The 20,031-nt window shown below is 63.6% G+C and carries 16 protein-coding genes and 1 tRNA gene; 10 read left to right on the top strand and 7 right to left on the bottom strand.

The features are described 5' to 3' along the window. Window positions 1-12 precede the first annotated feature (12 nt). The 5 genes from K3551_RS09580 (at window position 13) to K3551_RS09560 (ending at window position 5,447) form a co-directional block, all read left to right on the top strand. On the top strand, window positions 13-1,041 hold the full coding sequence (locus tag K3551_RS09580; protein ID WP_259912805.1) for a TRAP transporter substrate-binding protein: 1,029 nt from the start codon (window positions 13-15) through the stop codon (window positions 1,039-1,041). Window positions 1,042-1,093: 52 nt separating this feature from the next. After that, window positions 1,094-1,483: a phage tail protein gene (locus K3551_RS09575; protein ID WP_259912804.1), complete on the top strand. Its 390-nt coding sequence runs from the start codon at window positions 1,094-1,096 to the stop codon at window positions 1,481-1,483. Window positions 1,484-1,495: 12 nt separating this feature from the next. Beyond that, complete coding sequence (locus K3551_RS09570) at window positions 1,496-2,848, top strand: glutamine synthetase family protein (protein ID WP_259912803.1); 1,353 nt, start codon at window positions 1,496-1,498, stop codon at window positions 2,846-2,848. An 81-nt stretch (window positions 2,849-2,929) separates the two neighbouring features. Next, complete coding sequence (locus tag K3551_RS09565) at window positions 2,930-4,300, top strand: aldehyde dehydrogenase family protein (protein ID WP_259912802.1); 1,371 nt, start codon at window positions 2,930-2,932, stop codon at window positions 4,298-4,300. A gap of 1 nt (window position 4,301) precedes the next feature. Beyond that, window positions 4,302-5,447 (top strand): iron-containing alcohol dehydrogenase, encoded by a 1,146-nt coding sequence (locus K3551_RS09560; protein ID WP_259912801.1) that lies wholly within the window; start codon window positions 4,302-4,304, stop codon window positions 5,445-5,447. 114 nt (window positions 5,448-5,561) lie between these two features. Here the strand turns inward: K3551_RS09560 and K3551_RS09555 are convergent, their stop codons facing one another. From K3551_RS09555 to dctP, 3 genes are read right to left on the bottom strand one after another with little or no spacing between them, the layout of a single operon-like run. After that, window positions 5,562-6,965, bottom strand: a complete 1,404-nt coding sequence (locus tag K3551_RS09555; protein ID WP_259912800.1) for a TRAP transporter large permease — start codon at window positions 6,963-6,965, stop codon at window positions 5,562-5,564. After that, window positions 6,962-7,591, bottom strand: coding sequence for a TRAP transporter small permease subunit (locus K3551_RS09550; RefSeq protein WP_259912798.1), 630 nt, complete (start codon window positions 7,589-7,591; stop codon window positions 6,962-6,964). The genes K3551_RS09555 and K3551_RS09550 overlap by 4 nt, the downstream gene beginning before the upstream one ends. A 60-nt stretch (window positions 7,592-7,651) precedes the next feature. Next, on the bottom strand, window positions 7,652-8,650 hold the full coding sequence (gene dctP, locus K3551_RS09545; protein ID WP_259912796.1) for a TRAP transporter substrate-binding protein DctP: 999 nt from the start codon (window positions 8,648-8,650) through the stop codon (window positions 7,652-7,654). Window positions 8,651-8,809: 159 nt separating this feature from the next. Here dctP and K3551_RS09540 point away from each other — a divergent pair, with 159 nt between their 5' ends. The 3 genes from K3551_RS09540 (at window position 8,810) to K3551_RS09530 (ending at window position 12,484) form a co-directional block, all read left to right on the top strand. Next, a complete protein-coding gene (locus tag K3551_RS09540; protein WP_259912793.1) occupies window positions 8,810-10,495 on the top strand; it encodes an ATP-binding protein in 1,686 nt (561 codons plus the stop codon). Next, entirely contained in the window at window positions 10,492-11,727 is a 1,236-nt protein-coding gene (locus tag K3551_RS09535) for a sigma-54 dependent transcriptional regulator (RefSeq protein WP_259912792.1), read from the top strand. The genes K3551_RS09540 and K3551_RS09535 overlap by 4 nt, the downstream gene beginning before the upstream one ends. Window positions 11,728-12,022: 295 nt before the next feature. After that, entirely contained in the window at window positions 12,023-12,484 is a 462-nt protein-coding gene (locus K3551_RS09530) for an SH3 domain-containing protein (RefSeq protein ID WP_259912791.1), read from the top strand. A gap of 40 nt (window positions 12,485-12,524) precedes the next feature. Here K3551_RS09530 and rnd read toward each other — a convergent pair whose 3' ends face one another. From rnd to K3551_RS09510, 4 genes are all read right to left on the bottom strand, one after another. Continuing rightward, window positions 12,525-13,682 (bottom strand): ribonuclease D, encoded by a 1,158-nt coding sequence (rnd, locus tag K3551_RS09525; protein WP_259919542.1) that lies wholly within the window; start codon window positions 13,680-13,682, stop codon window positions 12,525-12,527. Between the two features lie 77 nt (window positions 13,683-13,759). Beyond that, on the bottom strand, window positions 13,760-14,350 hold the full coding sequence (gene purN, locus K3551_RS09520; RefSeq protein ID WP_259912790.1) for a phosphoribosylglycinamide formyltransferase: 591 nt from the start codon (window positions 14,348-14,350) through the stop codon (window positions 13,760-13,762). Beyond that, complete coding sequence (gene purM / locus K3551_RS09515; RefSeq protein ID WP_259912789.1) at window positions 14,347-15,396, bottom strand: phosphoribosylformylglycinamidine cyclo-ligase; 1,050 nt, start codon at window positions 15,394-15,396, stop codon at window positions 14,347-14,349. The genes purN and purM overlap by 4 nt, the downstream gene beginning before the upstream one ends. Window positions 15,397-15,430: 34 nt before the next feature. Continuing rightward, complete coding sequence (locus tag K3551_RS09510) at window positions 15,431-15,859, bottom strand: ABZJ_00895 family protein (RefSeq protein ID WP_259912788.1); 429 nt, start codon at window positions 15,857-15,859, stop codon at window positions 15,431-15,433. 98 nt (window positions 15,860-15,957) lie between these two features. Here K3551_RS09510 and K3551_RS09505 point away from each other — a divergent pair. Both K3551_RS09505 and K3551_RS09500 read left to right on the top strand, forming a co-directional pair. Continuing rightward, a tRNA-Ile gene (locus K3551_RS09505) sits at window positions 15,958-16,034 on the top strand. 1,731 nt (window positions 16,035-17,765) lie between these two features. Further along, complete coding sequence (locus tag K3551_RS09500) at window positions 17,766-19,541, top strand: hypothetical protein (protein ID WP_259912787.1); 1,776 nt, start codon at window positions 17,766-17,768, stop codon at window positions 19,539-19,541. Window positions 19,542-20,031: the final 490 nt, after the last annotated feature.

Here is a 20,031-nt window from a genome sequence, read left to right as displayed (position 1 = left end):
GAGAGTGAAGACATGACCACCAGACGCAAGTTCATCGCGGGGGCCGCCACCGCGCCCGCCGCGCTCGCCGCGCCCGCCCTGGCACAGGGCACGATCACCTGGCGCATGCAGACCTATGCCGGCGCCGCCCTGGCCGCCGAGGTCATCGACCCGGCCATCAAAATGTTCAACAAGATCGCGGGCGACCGCATGCAGATCGAACTGTTCTACGCCGATCAGCTGGTCCCGACAGGCGAGCTGTTCCAGGCGATGCAGCGCGGCACCATCGACGCGGTGCAATCCGACGACGACTCCATGGCGTCGCCCACCGAGGTCACCGTCTTCGGCGGCTATTTCCCGTTTGCATCGCGCTACTCGCTGGATGTGCCGGTGCTGTTCAACCAGTACGGCCTGAACGAGATCTGGCAGGAGGAATACGCCAAGGTCGGGGTCAAACACATCTCGGCCGGGGCCTGGGACCCGTGCCATTTCGCCACCAAGGATCCGATCCGGTCGCTGGCCGACCTTCAGGGCAAGCGGATCTTCACCTTCCCGACCGCCGGTCGCTTCCTGTCGCAATTCGGCGTCGTGCCGGTCAACCTGCCGTGGGAAGACATCGAGGTCGCGGTCCAGACCGGCGAGCTCGACGGCATCGCCTGGTCGGGCATCACCGAGGATTACACCGTCGGCTGGGCGGATGTGACCAACTACTTCCTGACCAACAATATCTCGGGCGCCTGGGCCGGGTCGTTCTTTGCCAATATGGAACGGTGGAACGAACTGCCCGAGGATCTGCAAACCCTGTTCCGGGTCTGCACCGATCAGTCGCACTACTACCGTCAGTGGTGGTATTGGGGCGGCGAGGCCCGGCTGCGGACCCAGGGCGACAAGCTGCAGCTGACCTCCATCCCGGATGCGGAATGGGCCACGGTCGAAGCGGCAGCCAAGGATTTCTGGGAAGAGATCGCCGCCGAGTCGGAGACCAAGCGCAAGGTGGTCGACATCATCAAGCAGTACAATGCCGACATGGAAGCGGCAGGGCGCCCCTACCGCTACACCTGAGACCAGCGGGGGCGTGCGGCCTTTGCGCCGCCGCCCCCTTTCGGAGACGCCGATGCGCCCACCCAAACACGATGCGTTCGACGCCTTCAGCGACACGACGCCCTTCACGGTCGAGATCGAAGGTCTCGGCCGCCTCGCCTTTCGCGAGATCTCGGGCCTGGGGGCACCGGGTGGGCGCCCCCCCGACGAGATCACCTGCCAGTTCGGCACCACCCGCGACGGCGACGCGCTGCGCGCCTGGGTCGCCGACGTGGAAACGTTGCGCATCGCGCGCCGCGCCGTCACCGTGACCCTGCATGACGTGGCAGGCACGCCGGTGGCCACCTGGCACCTGCCCCATGCCTTCCCGCTGCGCGCGGGGCCGTTCACCACAGGACCAACGGGTACGACCGTCGAAATGCTGGATCTGGCCCACGACGGCATCAAGACCGACCAAGGCTGAAAGGACGCCACCATGACATTCGAAGAGCTGAAGGCCGCTGTTGCGGCGGGCGATATCGACACCGTCCTCGTCTGCTTCGTGGACATGCAGGGCCGCCTGACCGGCAAACGGTTCCACGCCGTCAACTTCGTCGAGACCTCTTACGAGGAAACCCACTGCTGCAACTACCTGCTGGCCACGGATCTGGAGATGGCGACCCCGCCCGGCTATGCGGCAAGCAGCTGGCAGGCGGGTTACGGCGACTACGTGATGAAGCCCGATCTGGACACCATCCGCCCCGTCCCCTGGTTGGACGGCACTGCGATGGTGTTGTGCGACATCCTGGACCACCACACACACGCCCCCGTGCCCCATTCCCCCCGTGCCATTCTCAAACGGCAGATCGCGCGTCTGGAAAAACTTGGCCTGACGCCGATGATGGCGACGGAGCTGGAGTTCTTTCTGTTCGAAAAGCCGCTGGATCAGATCCGCAAGGACGGCTTTCGCGACCTGACGCCGATTTCGGGCTACAACGAAGACTACCACATCTTTCAGACGACCAAGGAAGAGGCCGTGATGCGCCCGCTTCGTAACCACCTGTTCGCCGCGGGCATCCCCGTCGAGAACACCAAGGGCGAGGCCGAGGCAGGTCAGGAAGAGTTGAACATCCGCTACGCGGAGGCCTTGGCCTGCGCCGATCATCATTCCATCGCGAAACACGCGGTCAAGGAAATCGCCTGGCAGCAGGGCCACGCCGCGTCGTTCCTGCCGAAATGGGCCGCCGACCGGGTCGGCAGTTCCAGCCACGTGCACCAATCGCTCTGGCGGGACGGGACGCCCGCGTTCCACGATCCGGACGCGGACCTCGGCATGTCGGACCTGATGCGGCACTACATGGCCGGGTTGATCGCCTATTCGCCCGATTACACCTATTTTCTGGCCCCCTACGTCAACAGCTACAAACGGTTTGCCAAGGGGACCTTTGCGCCCACGAAAACGGTCTGGTCCATCGACAACCGCACCGCCGGGTTCCGGCTGTGCGGCGACGGGACCAAGGGGATCCGGGTCGAATGCCGGATCGGGGGATCTGACCTGAACCCCTATCTGGCGCAGGCCGCAATGCTGGCCGCCGGGATCAGGGGCATCGAGGACAAGATGGACCTGCAACCGGCGACGACCGGCGACGTCTACGAGGACGCGAAGGCCGCCGACATTCCCCAGACATTGCGCGCCGCGACCGAGACGCTGCGCAGCTCGGCGATGCTGCGCGCGGCGATGGGGGACGACGTGATCGACCACTACACCCGCGCCGCCGAGTGGGAGCAGGAGGAGTTCGACCGCGCCGTCACCGACTGGGAAATCGCGCGCGGCTTCGAGAGGGCATGACCCCTCTGGTTCGTGCGCCCACGCCATGAGATATTCACCTGCACCGACCCGCACCGGGCGGCCCTTCACGAAAGTTCTGTCATGATCCGCTGTATCTCTCCCATTGATGGGTCGGTCTTTGCCGAACGCCCCACGCTGACCCCGGCAGAGGCGCGCGCCGCTGTCGACCGGGCCCGCACCGCCCAGATCGCCTGGGCCGACCGCCCCCTGCAGGAACGGATCGACCTGGTGCTGGCAGGCGTTGCCCGCGTCGGTGAAATGAACGACGAAATCGTGCCCGAACTGGCGCATCAGATGGGCCGACCGGTCCGCTACGGCGGCGAATTCGGCGGCTTCACCGAGCGCGCGTCCTATATGGCGGGCATCGCGCACAGCTCTCTTGCCCCGATGGTGGTCGAGGACAGCGACCGGTTCCGCCGCATGATCAAGCGCGTCCCCCACGGCGTCGTTCTGGTCGTGGCCCCGTGGAATTACCCCTACATGACGGCAATCAACACGATTGCGCCCGCCTTGATGGCCGGAAACACGGTCGTTCTGAAACATGCCTCGCAAACGCCACTGGTGGGCGAACGGATGGTCCGCGCCTTCCACGAGGCGGGCGTGCCCGAAGACGTGTTCATGAACCTGTTTCTGGACCACGACACGACGTCGGACCTGATCGCGGGGCGGGCCTTTGGCTTTGTGAACTTCACCGGATCCGTCGCAGGCGGCCAGGCGATAGAGCGCGCGGCGGCGGGCACCTTTACCGGCGTCGGTCTGGAACTGGGCGGCAAGGATCCGGGCTATGTGATGGAAGACGCGGACCTGGATGCCGCCGTCGATACGCTGATGGACGGGGCGATGTTCAACTCCGGCCAGTGCTGCTGCGGGATCGAACGGATCTATGTCCACGAAAGCCTGTTCGATGCCTTCGTCGAAAAGGCGGTGGCCCTGGTCAAGGGTTACAAGCTGGGCAATCCCCTGGACCCCGAGACGACGATCGGCCCCATGGCGCAGGTCCGCTTTGCCGAAGGCGTGCGCGCCCAGGTGGCCGAGGCCGTGGCCGAGGGCGCAACCGCCCATATCGCCCCCGAGGATTTTCCCGAGGATGGCGGTGCCTATCTGGCCCCGCAGATCCTGACCAATGTCACCCACCAGATGCGGGTCATGCGCGAAGAAAGCTTTGGCCCCGTGGTCGGCATCATGCCGGTCAAGGACGACGCCGAGGCGATCGCGCTGATGAACGATTGTGCCTATGGGCTGACCGTTTCGCTGTGGACGCCCGACACCGACCGGGCGGAACGGATCGCGGATCGGCTGGAAACCGGCACCGTGTTCCAGAACCGCGCCGATTACCTGGACCCGGCGCTGTGCTGGACCGGGTGCAAGGACACCGGGCGCGGTGGCGGTCTGTCGGTCATCGGCTTTCACAACCTGACCCGTCCGAAATCCTACCACATGAAGAAGGCCTGACATGACGATCCGCGCAAACTGGTCCTATCCCACGTCCATCCGCTTCGGCGCGGGCCGCATCGCCGAAATCGCGGATGCCTGTGTCGCCGCGGGCATCACCCGTCCCTTGTTGGTCACCGACAAGGGGTTGGCCACGATGGAGATTACGACCCGCACCCTCGACCTGCTGGAAGCGGCGGGTCTGGGCCGGGCGATCTTTGCCGAGGTGGATCCCAACCCGAACGAGGTCAACGCCGAGGCTGGCGTACGGGCCTATCGCGACGGCGGCCATGACGGGGTCGTGGCCTTTGGCGGCGGCTCGGGTCTGGATCTGGGCAAGGTCGTGGCCTTCCTCGCCGGGCAAAGCCGCCCGATCTGGGACTTTGAAGACGTGGGCGACTGGTGGACCCGCGCCGACGCGGACGCCATCGCCCCCATCGTCGCCGTACCGACCACCGCAGGCACCGGGTCGGAGGTCGGGCGCGCGTCGATCATCACGAATTCCCGGACCGCCGAGAAAAAGATCATCTTCCACCCCAGGATGCTGCCGGCGGTCGTGATCTGCGACCCGGAACTGACGGTCGGCATGCCAAAGGCGATCACGGCGGGCACCGGCCTTGATGCCTTTGCCCATTGCGTCGAGGCCTTCTGCTCGCCGCACTACCACCCGATGTCCCAGGGCATCGCGCTGGAAGGCATGCGTCTGGTCAAGGACTACCTGCCGCGCGCCTACGCCGACGGCACCGACATAGAGGCGCGCGCGCAGATGATGTCCGCCGCCGCGATGGGGGCCACAGCGTTCCAAAAGGGGCTGGGCGCCATCCATGCGCTGTCTCATCCCATCGGCGCGATCCACCACACCCACCACGGCACGACGAACGCCGTCTGCATGCCTGCCGTGTTGCAGTTCAACCGCCCCGAGATTGCGGACCGGATGGCGCAGGCGGCCGCCTATCTGGGGATCGACGGCGGCTTTGACGGGTTTTGCGCCTATGTCGATGATCTCAACGCATCCATGGGCATCCCGAAGACATTGACCGCCTTGGGCGTCAGAGACCCGGACATTGACCGGATCGTGCAAGGTGCGCTGGCCGACCCCAGTACCGGCGGCAACCCGGTCGCGATGACCGAGGCGAATACCCGCGCGCTGCTGCTGCAGCTGCTCTGACAGGGGGGCTGCGGGGCGCGCCGACCCTGCGCTGGTCGGGGGCACCCCCGGTTCCCTCGACGCAAAAAGGGCCGCCTTCTCGGGCGGCCCTTTCGCGTGATCGAAGGCGTCGCGTCAGACGCCCAGCAAGCGAGGCAGCCACATCACGATGCCGGGGAATGCCACCAGTGCCGCGATCGTCAGCGCATCCGCGATAAAGAACGGGGTCACGCCGCGGAACACATCCTGCACCGAAAGATCGTCCCGCACGCCCGCCACGACAAAGCAGTTGAGGCCGATGGGCGGCGTGATCAGACAGAACTCCGCCATCTTGACCACAAGGATGCCAAACCAGATCCCCACCTCGGTAGAGGACAGGCCGAACGGGCTTTCGGCGGCGGTCACACCCGCCCCGCCGTTCAGCGCGATGACCGCCGGAAAGACGATGGGCAAGGTCAGCAGCAGCATGCCGATGGCATCCATGAACATCCCCAGCACCGCATAGGCCAGCAGGATGAACACCAAGGTCAGCATCGGCGATTGATCCAGCCCCGCGATCCAGTCGGAAAATGCGCCAGGCAGATCCGCGAACCCAAGGAAACGGACGTAGATCAGCACACCCCAGATGATCGTGAAGATCATCGCGGTCAGCTTCGCCGTTTCCATCAAGGCACCCTTCAGCTCGGTCCAGCGGGTGCCTTTCCACAGCGCGATGGCCAGGATCAACGCAGCCGACAGGGCCCCACCCTCGGTCGGGGTGCCAAAAGCCTCGCCAAAGGGATTGTAGACGAACAGGATGATCAGCGCGATCACCGCGAAGATCGGCAAAGCCCCCGGCAACGCCTGAAACCGCTGCTTCCAGCTGTAGCCGCCGACCGGCGGGCCCAGCTGCTTCCAGACCAACGCCAGCCCTACGACAAGCCCACCGTAGACCAGGGCAGAAAACGCGCCCGGCAGGAAACCCGCCAGCAACAGCGCGCCCACGTCCTGTTCCACGATGATCGCATAGATCACCAGAATGGCCGAGGGCGGGATCAGGGACGCCAATGTCCCCGCCGCCGCCACGACGCCTGCCGCAAAGCGTTTGTCGTAGCCCACGGCCAGCATCTCGGGGATGGCGATGCGTGCGAAGACGGCAGAGGTGGCGACCGACGCGCCCGACACCGCCGAGAACCCCGCCGTCGCAAACACGGAGGCCACGCCCATCCCGCCCGGCAACCAGCCGACCCAACGTTTCGCCGCCTCGAACAGCGCGCGCGTGAGGCCAGCCTGATAGGCAAGATAGCCGATCAGGATGAAGATCGGGATCAGCGACAGCGCCTGACTGGCGACCTTGGAATGGGGCACCTGCCCCGCCGTCTTCACCGCAACGCCCAGCGCCCAGGTGAATTCGTCCAGCGCGTAATCCTTCTTTTCCCAGAAAATCCAGATCAGCCCCACGACGCCGGCCAAGGCGGCGGCAAGTCCCACGCGCATGCCCAGCACAACCAGCAGGACCAGCCCGCCGGTGACCCACATGCCAATATCGAGCGGGGTCATTTCTGGCCTCCTTCCATCGCGGCGGCCTCGGCGGCGGCCTGATCGGCCGCGCTTTCGACCAGGGGGACAGCAACCGGCGTTTCATCGCCGCGCAGACCCCGGCTGAAGCCGACCAACTGGATGCTCAGCCGCAGGGCCAGGACCATGAGCGCGACCGGCACGACCAGTTTCGCAGGCCAGATCGGCAGACCGATGTCGATGGAGCTATCGCGCGAGAACAGCGGCTGCCCCAGATCGAAGCTGCGCAGGAAATGCGACCAGGTGCCCCAGACCAGCAGCAAGGTCAGGATCAGCATGATCAGCGTCGTTACCCATTCCGCGATCCACAGCGGGCGCCCCTTCATGTTGCCGACGATCAGGTCCAGGCGAATATGGCTGCCGGTGCGTTGCGTATAGGCGATGCCCAAAAGAGCGATGGCGGGCATGATCTGTTCGATCCAGTCGACGTATCCCGGCAAGGGGATACCGACAAAGTTGCGTCCGCCCACCGACACGACGGCCAGCCCCATGAGCGACAGGATCGCCAGTCCGGCGATAAGCGCCAGCCAGCCTTCGATACGATAGAGAAATTGGTCGATGCGACTAAGACGTGAGTTATCCGTCCGCACATTTGCGGCTGTGGCCATGCCACCCTCCCCCGGTGTGTTGGGTGCGGCGCGGACCGTGTCTGGCCCGCGCCCTGTCGTTTACTGCTCGGCGGCGAGCTTCTTGACCATATCCAGAAGCTCCTGCGCGGGCAGGCCCTTGGCGGCATTCGCCTCGACCCAGGCCGCAGCGGCCGGGTCGGCCACGCGGGCGGCCAGATCGGCCAGGGCCGCATCGTCGAAGGTCACCTGCGTGATGCTCTTCTCGTCCAGCAGGGGGGCCCAGGCGGCCATCGTCTGCTCATCGTAGTAGGCCAGATAGTGGTCCAGCGCCTCGTCCACGCTGCCCAGCAGCGCCTCGCGGTGTTCGTCCGACAGGCTGTCCAGCGCGTCGGAATTCACCACCACGGGGCAGTTGACCGTGCCCGGGTTCAGGTTCGTCGTCCACCAGGTCGCGGCTTCGACGGTGCCAAAGGACATGTGCGCGTGGGGCGCGAAGGCCACCGCGTTCACGACGCCCGAGTCCATTGCCTGACGCACCTCGGAGGCGCTCATGGAGGTCGGCGTGGCGCCCAGCTCGGACATCGCGGCCCCGATGCCACCGGTGGCGCGCACCGACAGGCCGGACAAGCCGTCCAACGAGGTCGGCGCATCGCCCTTGCCCACCAGGTTGTACTGCGGCAGCGGCGACGGCATCAGCGCGACCGCGCTCCAACGGGCCAGGTCGTCCTTAACGGCATCGCTGGCGTAGACGGCCTGGCTGATCGACCGCTCTTCCTCCAGCGAGCCAACGCCCAGGAACGGCAGTTCCAGCACCGTCAGCGAGGGGTTCTTGTCGGGGTGATAGCCCGCGCAGAACTGAGCCATCTCAAAGGCCCCGATGGAGATCCCGTCAAGGTTCTCGCGAGAGCCGGACAGGCCACCGTAGCTGATGTTCAGCGTGAACTCGCCGCCGGTCTTTTCGGACACCAGTTCGGCCAGCTTCTCGACGTGCTCGGTGAAGGCGCGGCGCTTGCCCCAAAGGCTGACGTCCCATTCTTCGGCCATGGCCGGGGCGGCGATGGCAGCGGCGGTGGTGCACAGGATAATGGCTTTGATCATTGTCGGTCTTCCTCCCTGAATTGCGACATGGGTCAGACCTAGCCCGCGCGGCATGATCGGCGATATGAACAAATCCGCAGGGCATCGCGCAAAGACCTGCGGATTTCCGCAAGGCGCCCGTCGCGATCGACTGCTAGACTGGCCCCGAGGGAGGAGATCGTGGACCGCACCGTTGATCGGATGACCGGGCTGCCTGTGGCACGCCTGGGGGCCCTGATTGTGGGGCTGGCGCTGCTGGCGGCGGGCGTGGCCTTTGTTGCCACCTTGGGCGTGCTTAGCCGTATCGAGGCGGAACGGGCCGAGGGGCGTCTCGCGCTCTATGTGTCTGGCATCGAGGCAGAGCTGGGGCGCGTCACCCATTTGCCGCATATCCTGGCGCAGGATCCGGTCGTGCGCGCGGTGGCGGGCGGGGCGGCGCCGGGGCGGCTGAATGCGCGACTGGCCGACTATGCCCCCCGCGCAGAGGTCGACGCGATCTACCTGATGAACCGCGCGGGCCTGACCCTTGCCGCGTCGAACGCGGGCACCGACGGCAGTTTTGTGGGCCAATCCTACGCCTTTCGCCCCTATTTCACCGAAGCTTTGGCCGGCCGGACCGGCACGTTTTTCGGCGTTGGCGCAACCACCCGGCGGCCTGGGTATTTCATCGCCGAAGCGGTGCGTGATGGCACGGGCGCGGTTTTGGGCGTGCTTGCCATCAAGCTGGATCTGTCGCGGCTGGAACGCGACTGGGCGGGGGCGGACGAAGCGGTGCGCGTTCTCAACGGCGACGGCGTGACGATCCTGACCTCTCGCGATGACTGGCGCTATCGGTCGACGGCCCCGCTTGATGGCGAACAGATCCGGCGCATGCGGGACAGTCGGCAGTTCGGGGCCGAGGCGCTGTCGCCCGTGCCGTTGCCGCGCGACATGATTCTGCGCGACATGGACGCGGCCCCCTGGCGGGTCGGATATGCCCCCGCGACCGGGACTGCGGCGCTTTGGGCGTTTATCGCCGCGGGGGCGGTTGCGGTGTCGATGATCCTGGCCTCTTTGGTCTGGACCGGTCGGCAGGCAGTGCGCGCCACAGGCGACCTGCGCAAGGCCGCCGCCAAGGAAGCCGCGCTGCGCCGCATGAACCGCCGCCTGACCGAAGAAATCAGCGAACGACAGTTGGTCGAAACGCGCCTGCGCGAGGCTCAGGCGGAATTGGTCCGCACCGGGCGGCTGGCCGTTCTGGGACGGCTGGCGGCGTCGGTCTGTCATGAGCTGGGCCAACCCATCGCGGCGATGCGCAACCATCTGTATGCCGACACCTTGGGGCCGGAAACGGACAGCGGGCTGGCCGGGCGGATTGGCGGCCTGGTGGATCGCCTTGACGGAATCACCCGGCAGTTGAAGTTCTTCGCCCGCTCTGACGGGCCGGTCATGGCCTCGGTCCCCCTGAGCGAGGTGACGCGTTACGCGCAGGAGGTCCTGGCAGACCGCATCTCGGGCGTGACCCTGCACGGCCCGCGCACCGATGCGCAGGTGCGGGGCGACCGGCACCGTCTGGAACAGGTGGCCGTCAACCTGCTGCGCAACGCCATCGACGCGGTCGAGGGCCTGCCGGAACCGATCGTACGGATCGAGATAGACCAGGACGGCGACCATGCCCGGCTGACCATCTCCGACAACGGGCCGGGGTTGTCGGTGCCGCTGGATCAAGCGGTCGAGCCGTTCTTCACCACCCGCGCCTCGGGCGAGGGCACGGGCCTTGGCCTGGCCATATCTGCCGAGATCGTCCACGAACACGGCGGCACCCTGACCGCAGGCGACAGCGATCTGGGCGGCGCGGCCTTTGCCATTCGGCTACCGCTGTCATGACCGACCCGTTCCACGTTCTGGTCGTCGACGACGACGCGGCGATGCGCGATTCGCTGCGCCATCTGTTGACGCGCGGCGGCTGGCGCGTGGACACGGCGGCCCGCGCACAGGATGCAGTGGCGCGATTGCACGGTCTGGCCCCCGATGTGGTGCTTTGCGATCTGAAAATGCCGGGCATGTCGGGGCTGGATTTCGTGCGCGCGGTTGCGGGACCGCATTGCCCTCCGATCCTGATGCTGTCGGCCCATGGCGACATTTCCACAGCGGTCGAGGCCGTTCAGGCAGGAGCGCGCGGCTTTCTGGAGAAACCGCACGACCCCCCAAAGTTGATCGAAGCATTGCGCAGCGCCGCGCAGGATCGCCGTCAGGCCGAACAGCAGATGCGCATCGCCGCTCGTGTGGCCCAGGGCACCGACCTCGACCGGGTGGCCGCCGGGCACAGCGCCGCCGCCGCACAGTTGCGCATCGCCATCCTGGACGCCGCCGGATCGCTGGCACCGGTCCTGATCGAGGGGGCCGTGGGCACCGGCCGGTCAGCCATCGCACGGGTGGTCCACGACCTCTCCCCCCGTGCCGGGACACCCTTTGTCGCGCGTGCCGCCGGGCTGGACCCCGGCCCGATACCGACCGGAGGGACGCTCTTTCTGGAAGGGCTGGACCGTTGCGATGACGCGACCCAGGCACAGCTGGCGCTGGCCCTGCCGGACGGCCCGCGCCTGATCGCGGCGCTTGACGAGGATCGCGCGGACCGGGTGATGCCGGATCTGCGTTGGCGGCTGGCGACCCATGTGATCCGTGTGCCCGCCCTGCGCGAGCGGCCCGACGACATCGCCGAGCTGTTTCTGGCGGAGCTCGACCCCGCTGCGACACGGATGCAGATCGACATGCCCACCCTGTCGGCGGACGATCTGGCCCTGTTGATCGCCCACAGCTGGCCTGGCAACCTGCGCGAGCTGCGCGCCGTGGCCGAACGATTTGCGATGCGGGCGCGGCATGGCACGGCGCGCATCGGTCACTGTCTGATGTCCGACGAAGATCGCCCTCCGGTGCCCCCGACCCTGCGCGAGGCTGTCGCCGCGTTCGAACGCAAGCTGATTGCCCGTGCCTTGACCGATCACGAGGGCCGGATGGAGGACGCGGCCGACGGGTTGGGCATCGGTCGGCGCACGCTGAACGAAAAGATCGTCAAACTGGGCATCGACAAGGAGGCGCTGCTGCGGACGGGGCGCTAGACCCTGCTGCTGCGTCTCGATCTGGCCCGGCCTTGCGGAGGTGCCATCGGGTGACACAAAACCCCATGGGACGCACGCGCCCCGGCGATCTCGACCCCGACGCAGATCCTGGTCGAATACACCGGCGCGTTACAAATGCCTCTCAAACGGCAATCCATGCCGGATCAGATAATCGACATCGCGGGTCCCGGGGACGGGTAGAAACGCACCGCTCAGCCGCCAGCCTGTCGACGGTACGGGCTTGCGTCCGACCCGTTCGCGGGCGAATCTGCGGCATTGCCAGACAGGAGCCACCATGCGCATCGCCGCCCTTATCCTCGCCCTGATCGTCGCGCCGAGTCTGGCGCTGGCGCAGACGCTTTATGTGGGACAATCAGACGATGGCTACCTGAACCTGCGCATTGGCCCGGGAACGCGCCATGAGGTGTTGCAAAGGCTGGACGTGGGTGCGCGGGTCCAGGTCGAGGAGACGATGGGCCGCTGGGCGCGCGTGCGCCTGCCATCGGGGGCAACGGGTTGGGCGTCCCTGACCTATCTCGAAAAGGCCGCGCCCGTGGTCGGTCCGCCGCTGTTCGTGGCGCAGACGGGGGACGGCTATCTGAATTTGCGGTCGGGGCCGGGCACCGATCACGCGATCTTGCGGCGAATGTACCCCGGTGACCGTTTGGAACCTCTGGGCCGGGAAGGCCGCTGGCTGCATGTGCGCCATGTCTCGGGGGCGCAGGGTTGGGCCTTTGACGCCTATGTCACGGATTAGACGTCAGATCCTTAGAAGGATCTGATCAAGATCCCCGACCTCAGAGCGGGATGATCTTGACGGTCTGCCCCTGACAGGCGAGCGCGATGCTGCCTTCGCAAAGCCGCAGCGCGTCCTGGCCAAAGACCTCGCCCCGCCACCCTTTCGCCCAGGCCCCGCTACGGGTGCCCGCCGCGATGTCATCAAGGTCGGACGCCGTCGCAATCAGCTTCTGGGCCACGCCCGCCTGCTCCGCCTTGGCCTTCAGCAGCACCCGCAGCAGATCCGCCAGCGCGCCGTTGATCTGGTCACGCGCCTTGGCACAGGGCGCCGGGGGCATCTGTTCGCGCGGCACCTCTTGACCGGCGGCGATGGCGGCCAGGATGCCGTCGGCAATCGCGCCCTTGCGGGCCTCGCGCAGCAACAGGCGGGCCTTGCTCAGCTCGCCCAGGTCCTTGGGCTTGTTCGCCACCAGCTCCAACAGGGCATCATCCTTGAAAACCCGATTGCGGGGGACGTTCTGTTCCTGGGCATAGCGTTCGCGGAAGGCGGCCAACTCGCGCGCGATGGCAAGATAGCGGGGCGACGGGTTGCGCATCTTCAACCGCATGTAGGCATCGCGCGGTTCCACCCGGTAGGTGGCGGGGTCGCGCAGCACATCCAGCTCTTCCTCGACCCAAGGCTGGCGACCGGACTTGGCGATTTCGGCGGCGAGATATTCATACACGACCCGCAGGTGGGTCACATCGGCCAGAGCATAGATTTTCTGGGCATCCGACAGCGGGCGGCGGGACCAGTCGGTGAACCGCGAGGACTTGTCGACGCTGCCCTTGGCGATCTTGCGCACGAGGGTTTCATAGCCAACCTGCTCTCCGAAGCCGCAGACCATGGCCGCGACCTGGGTATCGAACAGGGGGCTGGGAATGACATCGCCTTCGATGGCAAAGATCTCCAGATCCTGGCGGGCGGCGTGAAACACCTTCACAATGCCGGTATCCCGGAAAAGATCATACAGCGGGGCCAGATCCAGCCCGTCTACCAGCGGATCGACAAGGACGGCATCGTCGGTGCCGTTCCCCGGATAGGCCAGCTGAATCAGACAAAGCTTCGAATAATAGGTCCGTTCCCGCAGGAACTCCGTATCGACGGTCACATAGGGGGCTTGGGCGGCTTCGGCGCAGAATTTGGCGAGGTCTTCGGTCGTGCGCAGCGTCTTGATGTCGGCGGGAATGGCTCTGCCCTTTCGTCCGTTTTCCCTGATCTAGCCGATTGCCAAACGGAGGGAAAGCGCTGGCCTCACGGAAGCGTGATCGCAGTCCGGTCGCCGGACGCAAACCGGCGCAGGACAGCCGGGTAAAGCTTGTGTTCCTGCGCCAACACCCGCGCGGCCAGACTGTCGGGTGTATCACCCGGCAGGATCGGCACGCGCGCCTGCCCCAGGATGGGGCCGTCGTCCAACTCGGCGGTGACCTCGTGGACCGAGCAGCCGGCTTGCGTATCGCCCGCCTCGATGGCCCGTGCGTGGGTGTGCAGGCCGCGATACTTGGGCAGAAGCGACGGATGGATATTCAGCATCCGCCCGGCCCAGCGCGCCGTGAAAGCAGGCGTCAGGATCCGCATGAACCCCGCCAGCGCCAGGATGTCGGGCTGCGCCGCCTCGATCCGGTCGCCCAGCGCCGCCTCGAACGCGGCACGGTCGCCGTTGAAGGGGCGGTGATCGACCGCTGCCGTCTCGATCCCCAGGGCCGCTGCGCGGGCCAGCCCCCCCGCTCCCGGATCGTTGGAGGCCACAAGCACGGGCCGCGCCGGGTGGTCGCCGGTCATCGACTCCACCAGCTTCAGCATGTTGGAGCCGCCGCCCGAAATCAGGATCGCGACACGTTTCACCAGTTGGGCGTTCCGGTATAGCTGACGCCCGTGCCCTCGGTCACGGTGCCCAGGCGAGACACGGTTTCGCCCTGCTCTGTCAGCAACGTTTCCAGCGTATCGGCGTGGTCGGGGTTGCAGACCATCACCATGCCGATGCCGCAGTTGAAGGTCTTGAGCATCTCTGCCGTGGCCACCCCACCCGCCTGCGCCAGCCAACCAAAGACCGGTGCGGGATGCCAGGACGACAGGTCGATCGTCGCACCCAGACCGTTGGGCAGGACACGCGGCAGGTTCTCGGTCAGGCCGCCGCCGGTGATATGGGCCAGCGCATGCACGCCCCCTGCCCGCACCGCGGCCAGCAACGGCAGAACATAAAGCCGCGTGGGCGTCAGCAAAGCCGCGCCCAGCGTGCCTTCGGCAAAGGGGGCGGCATCGGCCCAGGTCAGACCCGCATGATCCGCCACGCGGCGCACCAGCGAAAAGCCGTTTGAATGCACACCGTCCGAAGACAGGCCCAGCAGGACATCGCCCTTGGCCACATTCGCCGGCAGATGCGTGCCGCGTTCCATCGCGCCCACGGCGAACCCGGCCAGATCGAAATCACCCGCCCCGTACATGCCGGGCATTTCCGCCGTCTCACCGCCGATCAACGCACAGCCCGATGCCTTGCAGCCCGCGGCGATGCCCTCGATCACCTGGGCTGCGGCCTCTGTCTCCAACTTGCCAGTGGCGAAGTAATCGAGGAAGAAAAGCGGCTCCGCCCCCTGACATACCAGGTCGTTGACGCACATCGCGACCAGATCGATGCCAACGGTGTCAAGCTTGCCGGTGTCGATCGCCAGGCGCAGCTTGGTGCCCACGCCATCGGTCGCCCCGACCAGGATCGGATCGCGAAAGCCCGCCGCCTTGAGGTCGAACAGCGCGCCGAAACCGCCCAGGCCCGCCATGGTGCCGGACCGTTCGGTCGACTTGGCCGCCGGTTTGATCCGCTCGACCAGCGCGTTGCCCGCGTCGATGTCGACGCCCGCATCCGCATAGGTAAGCCCGTTCTTGCCCTCGGTCATATCTGCCCCCGCGTCAGTTGCGCGCCGCCTAGCATCACCCTTTGGGGCGGGCAACAGCTCCCTTGGCACCCATCACCAGGAACAGGCGATGCACCAGCACCGCCATGATCGTGGTTCCAGCCACCAACCCCGCGATCAACCCCATCATCTGCCCGGTAATCGCACCCGCACCCGCCAGCATCACGGGCATCAGCAACAGCTGCACCGCCAAAAACACCAGCCCCGCGACCGCAGCCCAGCGCCAGGCGACGGCGCTTTCGGGGACGGCACCGCGTTCCTTGCCCCAGACCTGTCCGACATGCAGGGCGGCAATCATCGGAGGCAGAATCGCCACCGCACCACCGGGCAACAGAATACCGGTCAGACGCGCCACGAGGTTCACGAAGACCATGAACCCGATGGTCAGGGCCAGCACGGCAATCAGGTAACGGCCCAGATAGGGGGTGCGGGGGGTATCACTCATGTCGCAGCCTCTCACTTGACCGCCCCGGGCGGTCTGTTATCGAGCCTGTTACGTGACGGGACGCGGCTGCACAATCGGCCTGGCCTGTCAGGGATCGGGGGCCTGTAGCTCAATTGGTTAGAGCAGAGCGCTCATAACGCTTTGGTTGCGGGTTCAAGTCCTGCCGGGCCTACCAAAACTCCGATTTCCCCTTTGTTTTCAATGCCAATGTGCCCCACGGGCAAGCGGCGTGGTCCTATGCGTTTCAATGACTTGCAGGCGGTGTGCCCCACGAGTTTCCGTATCAGGCCCCCTCCGAATCCACCCGGCTGCCACCCCGTCCACCGCGGTCATTCCGGGCAGCCCTGCCGGTTGCCTCTCTCCGATTCTGTCCCGCTGGAGAACCGCCCTGCGGATACACTCCCGCGCCTCCTGAGTTGTGCTGGCCAGCTAACCGTTTGGTTCGACTCTGATTGTCCATAAGAAACTGTCGTCAATGCCCGGGCCTGCCCTGCACCCGCTGACGATCTCGCCATCGTCGAGCAACTCGATGGCCCCCGGTCCTGCCGACTGGAGGCGGTAGCTAGTTAGATATTAAGGCGCGGATCTTGGCATTTACTTCCACAGCAATCGTTGCTCCGGCCCAGACCTGCCTTTACGACCCCACACAAATGCTGCGATGCAGCTTCCCGACAGCGGACATTGACGATAGTGTGTTCCAAAGCGAAGGAGCAGATATGAAAAGTAGAGTAATTGGCGGCCTTGTTGGAGGCACAAAGGGCTTCGTTGCCGGTGCTGGCACTGGCATCGTCGGCTGAGTGTTTAGCAGGCCGCTGAAAAAGAATTTTGTGGAGCACCTCTCGTCGATTTCGTCGATGCGGGACCCGAGTGCTTTTCCTCAGCTCGACGAGAGCGCCCGAAGAACCAGGCTGTTCAGGCACGAGCGTCAGGATGGCCGACTTTTTCAGCAGCCTGTTAGAGCGAACGCAGGAGTGTTGGTCTTTACAGCAATCGGTATGGTTTGGGGATGGAGTGCGAGTCCTGACCTTTTCCACACCGTCCAACGTTGGCGAGGAAAGAAACAGCCCTTCCATGACCTTCGTGCATAGTGCAGCATGAGGTGTCGTGCTGACAGGAGCGGCAGAAGGCAACCCTTCGCTGCAAGTACAGCGTCGGGCCTACAGCTTTCTTTACACAAGCATTCATCGTGCTAACAATGAGTGGCTCACCGAAGGTGCTAGCCCCGATTGAGGTTCTAGCCCGGATTGATAAAACTACTTCGGCATCGGAATTCCGATTCAAATTCGGCATGGTACACAAACGGAGCGTCTGTGCGACCCTTCACATCAAACTCACGAGTGAGCGTGCGGCCTACTCGGCTTGCAGGAGCCTGCGACGGATGTCTTTCGTGACTTCTTCCAAGAAGTCGGCGGACCGACGCACTTCGCCACCAACCCGACGTGAGGCTGCCGCCAGATATGCCTGATAAGACTGGCCCATATGGTCTACTCCGTGCGATACAGCCAAGTCGGCCCCATCCCGTTCCAGAGACCTTAACTGTTCCGACTCTTCCCTTGGCATCAACTACTTCCTTCCCCTAGGCGCCACAAATCTGCGCGTTGAACGTGCATTTGTAACTCGCCACGTGTGACTCTGTTCCATCACAAATTGCGTCACAAATCAACGTTTTCGTCATCAACAGAACGTAAGGTGGGGGCTTTGCTTACCCACCACAATCCTCGCCGCGACCCCAAATGTTCAAATATTCGCGAATTTTCCGCGACTGTCGACTCATGAAGTAGCTTGAGGTTGGAAAATGACATCTTTGAGTTGACCGAGTGTTAAAACTAAGCTTCTTTCGTTGGACTGGTTAGAAGCATGCAGGAAATTGATTTTGTTAGAAAGACGTTACTGTGTCGGCGACTGCTTGAAAGCTGTTCTACCCGAAGGAACGAACCCGAAACCGCTCTGGCAGGAGGTTGCAGAACATTGGGACGCGAACGATCAAACTGCAGAAAGAGATCGAAAACTTGATCCTTGGCGGTTGGCACCGATGGTGCCCACCGATCTCTTCGCAGCAGTTGGATATCTCTCTAAAGTAAGTGGTTTGATCGGATTTTTTGATCCTTCGCCATATCGAACTGACAATGAACAATGTGAATTCACGCTGACAAAGGAACAGCGAAAAGCGGCCGATCAGGCAGCGTCTGCGTGGCGAGAAGAAAGCGCCCAGGGTGTCCCACCCGAATTCGTACAGGAGCTTTGGGAGTGTTTGTTAGATTGCTGGGGAAAAGATATCACTTCAGGAAGCTATTTGGAGACAGGTGAAGGGCCACCCGATTGGTGGCGTACGGCTCTGTTGTTAGTCATGATCGCTGATATGGCTTGCAATCGAATTTTACGAGACCCACTACGAGTCTACGGCGTGGGTCCATTCGAGGACTGGATGAAGCTCCTCTACCAAACCACTCTAAATCGTTCCGATGTGACCGGTTCTGGCGAGCACCATGATCGTCCCCCTCCGTCTCTTGGAATTATGGCCGATAGTAGTGTAGTTTGCGTTCTGCCAAAGGTTCGGGTTTCACCTGTCGGTGCGACTATGCGGAATGTATCAAGGAATCTTTCTTTGCTGCCTGGGCGGTCAGAGGTCCGTTGTTTTTGGGAAACGCCGATAAACGTTGCTCCGGCAGAATCGAGCGACTCGCTTGACATTTTATTGATCCCAGAGCCGAGAAAGATCAGTGCTGCTGACTTTATTGAGAGTGGTTTCACTGAAAACCAAGATCCTGACCGTCACTATTGGATGAAGGACTGGAGCACCTTTAGAATAAATCAGACATGGATCACGAAAGGTGCGGCAAGGGATCGTTTTCTGAACCTGTGTGAGCTTCTCATTACGCGAGCCAAAAAAGAATCTAGGACAATCAATGGGGTAATACTACCGGAGTACGCTCTTGATTGGGATACCTTTCAAAAGCTATGTGAACGGCTGAAAGAAAAAGAGCCAAGCCTCGATTTCGTCATCTCGGGTACTAGTGAAGACTGCAACCACCGTCACGGGAATCACGTGATGACTCGCATATGGTATATCGGCGAAGACGTTGAACTCACTCAAAGCCGCAGGAAGCATCATCGGTGGCGGATGGATCGATCTCAGGTAGAAAACTACGCTCTAACTGGGGCTCTCAATCCACGTATCAAGAACTGGTGGGAAGATACGCCTCTTACGCAACGGCAGGTTCACTTTCAGCGATTCAGGGAGAGATCGGTTTTTGCGGTGCTCATTTGTGAAGAGCTAGCTAGATCCGAACCGTGTCACGATATTCTTCGTTCAGTTGCGCCGAACCTTATCTTCGCTCTTCTGCTCGACGGCCCTCAAATAAAACAGCGTTGGCCGGCGCAGTATGCATCTAATCTCGCCGACGACCCAGGTTCAGCGGTTCTAACATTTACTTCTTATGGGCTGATTGACAGGGCAAACGAGCAGGGCCACCACACTGCCAACAGATCAATAGCGCTTTGGAAGGATGATACCGGTAGGGTAGTGGAGATAGGCATGCCCCAAGGCGGTGAGATGGCAGGCGTAGTTCTATCGCTTTGGTCAGATCAGGTCATCGATAGGACAATCACAGGCAAACAATCGGAGGCGCTATCTTGGAGATACGCGAGCCATGTTCCTGTGACCGTTAGCTTGGGAAGCTGACATGCCACAATAGAGCCCACTAATTTGGGTTAGCTTTGATCAAGATCTGGTTTTACTTTGACTGGGTAGCTGTTCCATCCCAGATGTTTATGTTTCTGCTCAGAGATCAGCCCTATTCGCCGCTATAGGTCACAGCAAAATGATATAACCCGAATGGCCACTTGAGGCCGATCATGCCTGTCGTTCTGTTCGCTGTCCACGAATTTGCAAAGGGCGCTAACCGCGCATAGCCGACCTTGGTGGGTAGAGCAGCATGAGGGCTTCGGTCTGCTCGGGCTTGAATGGCCGCTTCTGCTTATTGCTCCCTTTGTTGATCGGCGCAGCGAATGTCCGGTGTCCGCCCCTCGTGTCGGGGTGCATGGACGGCCCATTTCGGTCATTCCTGCGTAGACTGGGATGCTGCAGTCGCAACCCGCTTTCCGGACATCCGCGCAGACCTTGAGCCCTTGGATAACCGGGCGGCTCACAAGGAGGAAGACTGTCTTTATCT

Source organism: Jannaschia sp. M317, assembly GCF_025141175.1.
In the GTDB taxonomy this organism is placed as follows: domain Bacteria; phylum Pseudomonadota; class Alphaproteobacteria; order Rhodobacterales; family Rhodobacteraceae; genus Jannaschia.
Note: the sequence above shows the minus strand (reverse complement) of the source record. Positions and strands in the feature narration are given on the sequence as shown.